Genomic DNA, 10,671 nt, shown 5'->3' on the forward strand with positions numbered 1-10,671 from the left:
AGCTTACGCAGGTATCATCAGCTTAGTGTGTGAAGTTGGCAGTTTAGTGACAGAAAGAAGAATAGACAGCATATGGCTACATGCTGTCTATTGTCAGGGAGTTTTCTTAGAAGTAAGCGGTAACGCCAATCCAGAAGTTACGGCCTTTATCTTTAACGTTGTAGTCGTCTGTGAATGTGACTTCACTAATTACACCACGACCTGTTAGGTATTCATACTCACCATCGCCATTTAGGTCGGTATAGCTAGTGCTATATGAGGTGAAATCTTCGTCTAATAGGTTGTTTACGCGGGCATTGATTTGCACGTACTCATTTACATAAAACTGCGCACCTAAATTAAGTAGGTTGTAATTTTTGTAGTACAGCGCTTTGTCGTGCACGTTATCCCAGCCGCGGTAACGGTCTGAACGATATACACCTTGTAGGTATAGGTTCATAAAGTCAGTCGCTTCCCAGTTTAGAGTAAGGTTTGCCATGTGCTCAGCGGAGTTCGTTAGTGGCTGACCTTGCTCTGGGCCGCTCTTTTGTTCGCTATCAGTCCAGGAGTAGTTACCGTTAACAGACACTGTTTTGGTGATAGTATATTGGCCTGCAATTTCAACACCTTGTAGGTCTACTTCGTCGATATTGATTTTTTGGCTATAGCTATCGTAGCCAAGTTGATCGTACTGACCTAAGTTCACACAAGGGCGTACATCGTTAGTTTGCTCACAGCTTAAAATAGTGTCGCCGCTGGCAATTTTGTCTTCAAACTTGGTGTTGTAGTAAGTCACATTGATGTTGTGATCGCCATCAAGCGAAGTCCAGTAAAGGGCGATTTCAGAGTTCACACTGGTTTCTGGTTGTAAGTCTGGGTTACCCGCAAACGGGCTTGTGCCTTGACCGCCAAATCCGGTAATACCGTCATAAAGATCAGTGGTTTGTGGTGTTTTATAACCCGTACTTACACCCCCTTTTAGCGTCCAAGTGTCGGAGAGGTTATAGACACCGTAAACGCGCGGTGATACTTGGCTGCCAAATACATCATGATCATCGTAACGAGCACCTAATGTAAAGGTAAAGTTGTCGGTTGCCATCCAGTTATCTTCGGCAAAGATTGAGTACATGTATTGCTCTTGTACTTTACCTGCTTGGTCACTTTCAAGACCAAATACACCGTCTTTTAACTCGCCATCAATTAACTGACCACCAATTGCTAGATTATGGCTACCAAAGCTGCCTGTGATAGGAATATCAAAGCGTAAGTCATAAGTATATTGGCTGCTTTCTAGTGGGCGAGCAGGGCGTGGTAGGAAAGTTTCTTCAGCTAAGTCTTTACGTGCTTGCTCGTCCATTCCTTCGTATTCGCCAGTACCATCGTACATCGCTTGCAGCTTCAATCGCTCGCTTACACTTAGCGGTAAAGTACGGCCATGATTTTGCGTATCAACATAAGAAACCGAGGCCTTCAACGTTGCCCAATCAAGCTCGCCATCGTAGCTGAATGACCACCATTCACGATCAAACTCTTGGTCTGCTGCATAACCTGCACGCGGGTTTACTTGGCCGCGGCGGTCTTGCCAAATTGATTCAATATTATCTTTAGTGCCAAGTGGGTAAGTAATGGTGCCTGATTCAATGTCGTAGCTTGGCGTGTTGTCGTAAACTTGGCTTGAGTTATCATAATCAAAACGTAAATGATGAGACTCAAACGGAGTATAAGTTAACGTAAAGCCATACTGCTCGTTGGTGTTATCAACGGTACGACCACCACTCCCAAAGCCTAATGAACGAACATGTACAACACCATTTGGATCGGTTGCTGGTTCAAATGTTGGCGATGATGCTTGTTGCTCGTAAACACTGCCGCGTACACCTAAACTTAAAACGTCTTTGATAAGCGGACCCATCACACTAAAGTCAGTGGTAATGTCATCACCAAAATCATCGTTTTGTTGTAATGAACGGCTAAAAGATACTGCACCACTCCAGCTGTCTGTGTGCTTTTTAGTGATGATATTGATTACACCACCCAGCGCATCTGCACCATAAAGCGTTGATGCAGGGCCGCGAATAACTTCAACACGCTCAATGGCATCAACTGGTGGTACGTGGTTAAACGCGTTGCCACCAAAATTATTTGGATAAATATCGCCATGGTTATTTTGGCGTTTACCATCAATGAGTAACAGGGTGTATTCACCTGTTAAACCACGCATACTCACACTGCCTTGGCCGGTTTTATCACGAGTTGTGCCAATGTCGATACCTTCTAAATACTGAACAGCATCAAGCACTGAGGTGAAGGCATGAGACTTAATATCTTCATTGGTGATAATTGAAATACTTGCAGGTGCTTCGGTAACTTTTTGCTCAAAGCCTGTTGCAGTAATCACTAAACGTTCCATATCTTGTTTAGGCTTAGCGTCATCAGCAAAGGCTGAAAAATGTGTTGCTATGGCAAGCGCCAGTAAGCTTGGTTTTATTGATTTCATTGTAGGTTTCCAGTTCTTTATGTTGATTTTCCCTTTGAGGAACGGTGCGTATGGTACAGAAATTAAAAATACAATCAATAATTATTCGTATTTAGATTTTTTAGGCTTTAACTCATTAAATAATATTTTTAGTTGAGTTGTTTTGGTTCTTAGCTAATTAATGCGGTGTTACAAATGAGCTGTAGATTAAATACTCTTAGCAGAGGTTATTGAGGTATATTGTTTTAACCATCACAATTAAAATTTTAGTAATGAATTCAGATATCTCTTTAGCGCGCTTTAAGCAGTTTCCTGTGCTTATGTGGATCTTCTTATTTGGCTCGTTTATTACCCGTGGCAGCTATTACATGGTGTGGCCATTTCTTGCGGTGATCTTGTATGAAAAGTTTGCTTTATCGGCGACAGAAGTTGGTTTGGTACTTACCAGTGCAGCCGTGATTTCTGTGTTCACCAGTTTTATTGGCAGTAGCCTCTCAGATAAAGTGGGCCGGCATACGCTGATGTACATTACCGGCGTGTTGTATATTATTTCTTTCTCGCTGTTGGCTGAGGTAGAAACCGTGGCCGGTTATGTGATTGTGATGACCTTATGCTCGATAGCAACCGCACTTTGGCGACCATTAACCAGTGCGGCGATTGGCGATATTATTGATGATGCACAAACTCGCGAGCTGGCCATGCAGTCGCTGTATTTTATTGTAAATGTGGGCTGTGCGGTGGGGCCATTAGCTGGAGTATGGCTAGGTTTAACAGGTGAGCAGTCGAGCTTTTATATTACCGCAGCAGCATTTGCTATTTTATTGGTGCTACTTGTTTGGGGCTTTAATTTTAGTGATAAAGCTGCAAAAAATACTGCCGCAATTGACGAGCCCGAAGAGAAAAAGCCAGCTGTACAGGGCAAGCAAATCTTACGTATTTTATTTGCCGATAAACTGCTGCAATGTTTAATTTTAGCCAATATTTTGTGCATGTTTATTTATGCGCAAATGGATAGTTCACTCATACAATACCTCACTCGTGCAGAGGCACCCGACCTACTTGCATTGATTTCTGCGCTGATATTTACCAATGCGTTAGTGATCATTTCAAGCCAATTTTTGCTGTTAAAAATGATGGCACGATTTAACTTAACGGTGCGAATTCAAATTGGTTTAGTGCTATTAATGGTGTCGCAGTTTTGGCTAGCACTTAATCCGATCGATTTATTTTGGGGCTGGATTGGTGCAATAGTGGTGATGAGTTTGGCCGAAACCATTTTATTTCCGACGATGAACGTGCACCTCGATAGGCTCGCGCCATCTCATCTTCGTGGTGCGTACTTTGGTGCGGCTTCGTTTTATGATTTAGGATTTGCTTTAGCACCACTCGGTGGTGGTTTAATTTTAGATTATTACGATGGCCCAACCTTGTTTTTTGTAGCGGGAGGGCTTTGCCTTGTGGTGATTTACTTATACGCCATACTCGAAAAGCTACCCAGACCAGATTTTGCAAACTCATTATCAAAGTAAATTTATAACGTGAAATTGCACAACAGCTGCTACCTTTATAACTCACACATTTAACGTTGAGGTGTAACATGGCTGTTTCTGCAATCCCAAAAGGTTTCCATGCGGTAACCCCGTATTTGGTTATTGAAGGTGCCACTAAGGCGATAGAGTTCTACAAACAAGCTTTTGCTGCTGAACTTGTAATGCAAATGCCTCTGCCTGATGGTGGAGTGGCGCATGCTGAAATAAAAATAGCCGACTCTCATATTATGCTTTCTGATAATTGCCCTGATGTGCAATTTAAGTCGCCGCAACAACTTGGCGGTACACCGGTGAGCATTATGCTGTATGTTGAAGATGTCGATGCTGTTTTTGCTAAAGCTTTGTCGCTTGGCGCGAAAGAGCTGCGCCCCGTGCATGACCAATTTTATGGCGACAGATCAGGGACTTTAGAAGACCCTTTTGGCCATATATGGACTATAGGCACACACAAAGAAGACCTCAGTCAGCAAGAGCTGATGCAGCGTATGAGCGAGCTTATGAGTAAAGAGCAAGATGCTTAAAAAGTTGTTTCAACCGACATTCCTATTTGCCATGAATCAACCTCTTGGTAACTGCCAAGTGGCGTACTAAAGTCGATATGGATAACATTATCGTTACTTGAGCGCGATGAATATAGGCGAATACCCACACCCGCACTGGTTAGCATTGAATCTGAAATATTCGCAGTTTCAGTGCTGCCAAATGCCTGCCCAACATCAACAAAGCCAACAAAGCCTACATCTACGAACTGATACAAATTAATATTAGGGTACATTCTTAGCTCAGCCGTTGCTTGTACGCTTGAAGTACCATGTTGGTAACTTTCTGGGAAGCCACGCATACCTTCTTCACCGCCAACAGCCAGTGGTTTGTCAGCAAATTCATGGTTTTGCCAATGACCATTTACATGCGCATAAAAAGCAAATGAGTCTGACCAGCGATAGTTCATTTGTGCTTTTGAATAAAGCGCTAAACGGTCATCAAGCTCAGTTCCGACATTGCCTTTTATTCCAGCGGCAAATCGATACAAGGCGTTATTGTTAAACCACGCTTTGGTAAGATTTGTATCAAATAAAAAGCCTTGGCCAAAATTTACGGTATCGATGGCAAACTTTGAATTTAGCTCCCAACCGAGGTTAACGTCTTCGTTGTGGTTTATTAGGTCAATATCGTGCAATACGGCGTAATTGTCCTCTATCCAATGTAATCCTACCCAAGGCGCTGCAATGGTGTAATCGTTAAGGCCTGCAAGCAAAGGCTCTGTTTCAAAAGGTCGGTAACTGACATCTTGGTAGTCAATCCCAGCAAGCCAGTGGAAGGTTTGCTGGCTGTCTTGCGATAAAATTCCGCCGTAAGCAAACTGGGCGATTAATTCATCAGTAAAAAACTCTGAACGAGTCATGCCATTTTGATAGATATAACTTTTTTGCTTTTGAGATTGTGCAAAGTAGCGCATTAGGGCGTCACTACTGCGTTGATAAAAAGGCTGATGATAATCCACTAAAAAGACTTGCCCGTCATCGTAATCATCAGCTTGTAAAGTGAGAGTTGCATGAGGTTGCCAAGGCACTGGCATCTGCAGTACTGAGTGGTAGCCAGAGCGTTCATGATCTGATTTATACTTTAATGATGCGCGAATACCGTACCCTAAAAAGTTTTCTTCTTTAAAGCCTAAGCTGTACTTATTATTGCCGCTACTACGCCCAAAATTAATGGTTGGTAATAAACTCCAGGTATCCCAGGTATCGATTTGCACCACGCGTGGCTCATCTTCAAGGCAGTCGTTTGTATAGCTAATTTTGGCATCTCTTAAGTATTTTTTGCCGCGTAGGATGCGCTCTGCTTCTTGAAGCTGACGTTCGCTAACTTGGTCGCCTTCTTTAAAGGTTATCTGTTCGCTGATTACGTTTTTCTTGGTATCAATATGTAGCCAATTGATAAAGCGATGCAGTGCAGTCGTTTCAGGATCATTGGCGTCAAAAATCGTATGCGTATCAATATTGAGTTTATCAACGAAGATGTCTTTATCTTCACTCAACTCAGTTGTAGGTTTGCTTTTTACTTCACAAACCACATCTAAGCTTAAAGGTTCTTTTGCATAAACTGTCCCTGTAGCAGTGCATGAAAATAATAAAACGGAGGTTATTTTATTCATCTTTGTTATGCCTACTAAATACCAAGGAGACGCGGCGATTTGCTTTATCAACCTTTAAATTCTTTACAGTTATCAGCATAAAATCGCTAACTTAAGAAAAACTTAACTAAAACTTAAACTTGATTGAAGATTGTAAGGTTATGATTAATAAGGGATATGATAATCAACTAAGGCGAAATTAATCGTGAAATAGCTGGCTTACGTATGATTTCTTAAGGTTTCTAATAGAGTAAGTAATGAAAAAGCGTGTTTTATATTGGCTGCAAAATGATTTACGCCTAGTCGACAATGAAATTCTATCTGAGTTAGCTGATTTTGATGGTGAGCTTGATTTAGTGTTTGTGATTGAGCCACGCTGGTTTAGGCAAACTAACTATCAGTCGAAATCGTTTGGTACGCATAAATTCAACTTTTTACGTGAGAGTCTCGCGGCATTTGCACAAACAGTTGAGAAGCTTGGGCAAACACTGCATGTGATCACTGGTGAGCCTGATCAAGTAATCAGTCAGCGATTGCAAAAATATGAAATTGAAACATTGGTTTGTACTGAGCAGGTTGGTGTTTATGAGCAAAAGCAGCTCAATAAAATCAAAGCATTATGCCCACATGTGACGGTGAAAACCTATCAGCAAGATACCTTGTTCAAGGCAAGTGACTTACCTTTTCAACTTGATAACCTACCAAAAAACTTTACTGCTTTTCGTAACAAGGTAGAAGCTGAGCCAACCTTTATAGCAGCGCCTTTGCCAGCGGTAAGCCACTTACCTCATCCTGTACAACTATGCCCTGACAACCCTATTGATGATGTTCCTGCTCACTCAGGCAGTTTTAAAGGTGGTTTAATTGCAGCTCAGCAGCATTGCAATGCTTACTTTTCGTCTAAAGCGCCAAGCAGTTATAAAGAAACGCGTAACGAGTTAGATGGTTTTAGTAACAGTACCAAGTTTAGTGTATGGCTCGCTGGTGGCACAATTAGCGCAAAACAGCTATACCGAGAAGTTGAAGTATATGAGCTTAAAAACGGTGCGAATGAGTCGAGCTATTGGATAAAGTTTGAATTACTGTGGCGCGAATATTTTAAGTGGCATGCGGTACAGGCTGGTGCAAAACTTTTCCATTTTAAAGGGCAAAAGCAAAGCGCACCGCTGACGACTTTTAACAGCCAGCGCTTTAATGCGTGGTGCCAAGGTCGCACGCCATTTGCTTTGGTTAATGCAATAATGCATGAGCTTAATGCGACAGGCTATATTGCTAACCGCTCGCGGCAAATTGCGGCAAGTTGTTTAGTTAACGAGCTTGAACTTGATTGGCGCTATGGTGCAGCGTATTTCGAACAGCAACTCATTGATTATGATGTAGCAGCTAATTGGGGGAATTGGCAATACATTGCGGGTGTCGGTGTTGACCCCAGAGGAGGGCGGCACTTTCATATTAATAAGCAAACAGCGCTGTATGACCCTTTGGCTCGTTTCATTCGCAAATGGCAAGGTGATGTTACAGTCTCTGAGCTTATTGATGTTGTCGATGCAGCTGATTGGCCAATAGCCACTTAGCTGTTGTAGATCAATATACTTGCCTACTCTGTTAGAGGTTTTATTGTTTGTTAACTAATATAAATATAGAGGCTTGATTGGTGCCATTGGGTTAGCGAGCAAGGAAAACTATGATATTTAGTGAAGGCTATGAGACGGTCAAATCTAAGCTAGGTTTAGATGTGGCTCAATTAATTCTTGATGGCAGTGATGCAGGCATTTGGCTTTGGAATATACAAACCGGCGAAACAATTTTTAATGATAAGTGGGCTAAAATCGTTGGCTTCACCTTAGACGAATTAAAGCCTGTATCGATAGAAACATGGATGAATTTAGCCCACCCAGATGATTTAGAAAATTCAGAAAAGCTTCTTAATGCTCACTTTCGTGGTGAGTCTGAGCGTTATATTTGTGATGTTCGTATGAAGCATAAAAAAGGGCACTGGGTAAAGGTGCTTGATAAAGGTAAGGTGCAGAGCTGGGATGAAGCAGGTAATCCTGAATGGATGCTAGGGGTTCACATTGATATTACAGAACAATGGCTCAAAGAACGTGAAATAGAGTTTTTGCACGCTAAGCTACAAACCTTTACTGACAATCTTCCCGGGTTTGTTTATCAATTTGTAATTGATGAGCAAGGCCATGCATCATTTCCTTTTGCAACAACTAAGGTGGTTGATATTTATGGGTGTACACCTGAAGAAATAAAACAATCAGCCAGTATCTTAACAGACACAGTTCATCCAGATGATTATGAACGTATTTACAAAAGTGTTGTGCGGTCACGTGTTAGTCTAGACGATTGGCATGAGGTTTTTCGGGTTAATCATCCAACCAAGGGATTAATATGGGTTGAAGGCAAGTCTTCACCTGTAGCACATAAAGATGGAAGTGTTGAGTGGAATGGGTACTTAGAAGATGTTAGCGAAGAAATTAAAAATAACGAGCAAATAAAACTACTTACAGCTGTTTTTTCGACAACCAGTAGAGGCATCATAATCACCACCTCAGAACCTAAAATTGTTGATGTAAACCCTGCTTTTGAACAGATAACGGGTTTTAAAAAATCTGAAGTTTTAGGAAAAAACCCTGCCATTTTATCTTCTAGCCGTCATCCTTGTGAGTTTTTCAAATCTATGTGGCAGACATTACTTGCTGATGGCTCTTGGCAAGGAGAAGTGTGGAATAAACGTAAATCAGGCGAGGTATTTCCTGAGTTATTATCGATTGATGCTTTATATGATGACAGCGGCAATGTAAGTCATTACATTGGCGCATTTGATGATATTTCACAAGAGGTGGCAAACAGACAATTATTAAGTGAATTAGTCAATCAAGACCCATTAACTAAATTACTAAACCGACGTGGCTTAGATATTCAATTGAATGCATTTTCAATGCAAGCGCCCGTTGAGCATAATCACTTTTCGTTAATCTATATAGACCTCGATAACTTCAAACTTGTTAATGATACTTTTGGCCATGAAAAGGGCGATAATTTACTGTTAGATATCAGTGAGCAACTTTCATTACAGTTAAGAGATAATGATGTGTTGGCGCGTATTGGCGGGGACGAATTTGTTATTCTACTGCCGACCTTAGCAAAACGCTTTGTTTGTCAGGATATTGCCGAGCGCTGTCAAAAAGCGGTTGAAGCAGTTGCCAAGCGTTACGCAACATTGTTACCCGTTAGTGCAAGTTTTGGTATTGCGATGTTTCCAGAGGATGGTAAAAATGCCAAACAGTTGCTCGCCTCAGCTGACGAGCAAATGTATAAAATGAAGCTTAAACATAAAGCATCACCACTCGGTTGAAATTTCGACACTCGGCAGCTTATTCAAAAGCGGTAGTAAGGCACGCTCTTTGCGTAAATCTTTGCGTTCGTTTTCTAAATCTTTGCGTTCTCGATAAAGCTCTTTTTGCTGGCCATTATCAAGCTGGTTGCTATTTAGCTCTGCGCGAATATCTTTTAAGCGGCGGTCAATGTCGTTAATTCGGTCATCAATGTATATCAGTCTTTGCTGTACTTCGTACCTATCATTACCTTCTTGCCATGCTTTACGAAAAGCAGTGCTGTTACAAACGCCATTGTAAGATGCGCCTTGCATGCCAAGCGTAAAGCCATTTTCGGGCTCACAATACACCGCCAGACCCTGATCATATCCCACTTTATATTCAGCAATATTGGCACTTACGCCATATTCGCTACATTGTGATAAGGCATCTATGCCATCACGATACTCAGTGCCATCTGCACCATGCTTATAACCAATACCATGCCAATTGGCTTGTAAACATTCATCTTTACTTACCGAGGTACAGCCTGCTAATACGGTTAAAGGAAGCAGGGCAAGGATCCATTTTCTCATTGAAATTTCAGCTTGAACTATTAATAACTGACTTGATTCTAGCCTGAAATATTATTTTTTAGAAAGTTGTTTTTGTATTTCATAACAATTCCTTCACATGATTAAGTATTATTGCCGGTTAGTATCCATCACCACTGACAGAACCGCTGGGCGATGCGAATATTTGGCTGTGCATTTTTTAAATGTACTAATTGCAATATACATAACGCGGTAAAGTGACTGCGTTTTATAAGCTGATGACGGTCAAAGCGCATGATCTCGTACCATAGCTTAAACAGCTCACCAAAACGCATCAGGTTGTTATTGTTAAATTGCCACTGCGATTGGTAGTTTACTTTGATTGGGCAGGGCATATGGCCCGGATAGGCTTGCCATGGTGCAAGCATGGCACGGGGATAACTGGTTTTCAGCCAGCGCTGATAAAAACGGTGTTTACGTACATATTCAACTGAGACTGCTAAAGGATATTGCAGCACTTTCCACGAATAAAACGGATGAAAGAACTCCATTTTAAACTCGCATACTTGCTCGTTTTGTAGTGGCATAGTTAATTTGGCCACCCATTAAGAAAGAAATGTTATGCTAATAAGCATACAAATTTGGGTGTAAA

Annotated in this window: 8 protein-coding genes; 4 read left to right on the plus strand and 4 right to left on the minus strand. The window is 41.6% G+C overall.

Features of this window, described 5'->3' with window-relative positions:
* Positions 1–106: 106 nt before the first annotated feature.
* Positions 107–2,476: a TonB-dependent receptor domain-containing protein gene (locus tag ACSFVZ_RS16800; protein ID WP_435559267.1), complete on the minus strand. Its 2,370-nt coding sequence runs from the start codon at positions 2,474–2,476 to the stop codon at positions 107–109.
* Positions 2,477–2,727: 251 nt separating this feature from the next.
* Here ACSFVZ_RS16800 and ACSFVZ_RS16805 point away from each other — a divergent pair, with 251 nt between their 5' ends.
* Positions 2,728–3,984 (plus strand): MFS transporter, encoded by a 1,257-nt coding sequence (locus ACSFVZ_RS16805; RefSeq protein WP_138556608.1) that lies wholly within the window; start codon positions 2,728–2,730, stop codon positions 3,982–3,984.
* Positions 3,985–4,052: 68 nt separating this feature from the next.
* Positions 4,053–4,526, plus strand: coding sequence for a VOC family protein (locus ACSFVZ_RS16810; RefSeq protein WP_435559268.1), 474 nt, complete (start codon positions 4,053–4,055; stop codon positions 4,524–4,526).
* On the opposite strand, the gene ACSFVZ_RS16815 is transcribed toward ACSFVZ_RS16810, so the two are convergent.
* Positions 4,523–6,160: a BamA/TamA family outer membrane protein gene (locus ACSFVZ_RS16815; protein ID WP_435559269.1), complete on the minus strand. Its 1,638-nt coding sequence runs from the start codon at positions 6,158–6,160 to the stop codon at positions 4,523–4,525. The two genes, ACSFVZ_RS16810 and ACSFVZ_RS16815, sit on opposite strands and share 4 nt — an antisense overlap.
* Before the next feature lie 236 nt (positions 6,161–6,396).
* On the opposite strand from ACSFVZ_RS16815, the gene ACSFVZ_RS16820 reads away from it, so the two are divergent.
* Entirely contained in the window at positions 6,397–7,713 is a 1,317-nt protein-coding gene (locus ACSFVZ_RS16820) for a DASH family cryptochrome (RefSeq protein WP_435559270.1), read from the plus strand.
* 110 nt (positions 7,714–7,823) lie between these two features.
* Positions 7,824–9,506: a sensor domain-containing diguanylate cyclase gene (locus ACSFVZ_RS16825; RefSeq protein WP_253038763.1), complete on the plus strand. Its 1,683-nt coding sequence runs from the start codon at positions 7,824–7,826 to the stop codon at positions 9,504–9,506.
* Here ACSFVZ_RS16825 and ACSFVZ_RS16830 read toward each other — a convergent pair.
* Together ACSFVZ_RS16830 and ACSFVZ_RS16835 are read right to left on the minus strand one after the other, a co-directional pair.
* Positions 9,492–10,061, minus strand: a complete 570-nt coding sequence (locus ACSFVZ_RS16830) for a DUF2799 domain-containing protein (RefSeq protein WP_435559271.1) — start codon at positions 10,059–10,061, stop codon at positions 9,492–9,494. The genes ACSFVZ_RS16825 and ACSFVZ_RS16830 overlap by 15 nt on opposite strands.
* Positions 10,062–10,189: 128 nt before the next feature.
* Positions 10,190–10,606 (minus strand): hypothetical protein, encoded by a 417-nt coding sequence (locus tag ACSFVZ_RS16835; protein WP_435559272.1) that lies wholly within the window; start codon positions 10,604–10,606, stop codon positions 10,190–10,192.
* Between the last annotated feature and the right edge of the window lie 65 nt (positions 10,607–10,671).

It is taken from the genome of Pseudoalteromonas nanhaiensis (assembly GCF_051235485.1).
Taxonomy (GTDB): domain Bacteria; phylum Pseudomonadota; class Gammaproteobacteria; order Enterobacterales; family Alteromonadaceae; genus Pseudoalteromonas; species Pseudoalteromonas lipolytica_C.

Excerpts from the sequence above, each read along its gene's own strand:
- ACSFVZ_RS16805 (WP_138556608.1), top strand. The coding sequence starts at position 2,728 with ATGAATTCAGATATCTCTTTAGCGCGCTTTAAGCAGTTTCCTGTGCTT.
- ACSFVZ_RS16820 (WP_435559270.1), top strand. The coding sequence starts at position 6,397 with ATGAAAAAGCGTGTTTTATATTGGCTGCAAAATGATTTACGCCTAGTC.
- ACSFVZ_RS16830 (WP_435559271.1), bottom strand. The coding sequence starts at position 10,061 with ATGAGAAAATGGATCCTTGCCCTGCTTCCTTTAACCGTATTAGCAGGC.
- ACSFVZ_RS16810 (WP_435559268.1), top strand. The coding sequence starts at position 4,053 with ATGGCTGTTTCTGCAATCCCAAAAGGTTTCCATGCGGTAACCCCGTAT.
- ACSFVZ_RS16815 (WP_435559269.1), bottom strand. The coding sequence starts at position 6,160 with ATGAATAAAATAACCTCCGTTTTATTATTTTCATGCACTGCTACAGGG.
- ACSFVZ_RS16800 (WP_435559267.1), bottom strand. The coding sequence starts at position 2,476 with ATGAAATCAATAAAACCAAGCTTACTGGCGCTTGCCATAGCAACACAT.
- ACSFVZ_RS16825 (WP_253038763.1), top strand. The coding sequence starts at position 7,824 with ATGATATTTAGTGAAGGCTATGAGACGGTCAAATCTAAGCTAGGTTTA.
- ACSFVZ_RS16835 (WP_435559272.1), bottom strand. The coding sequence starts at position 10,606 with ATGCCACTACAAAACGAGCAAGTATGCGAGTTTAAAATGGAGTTCTTT.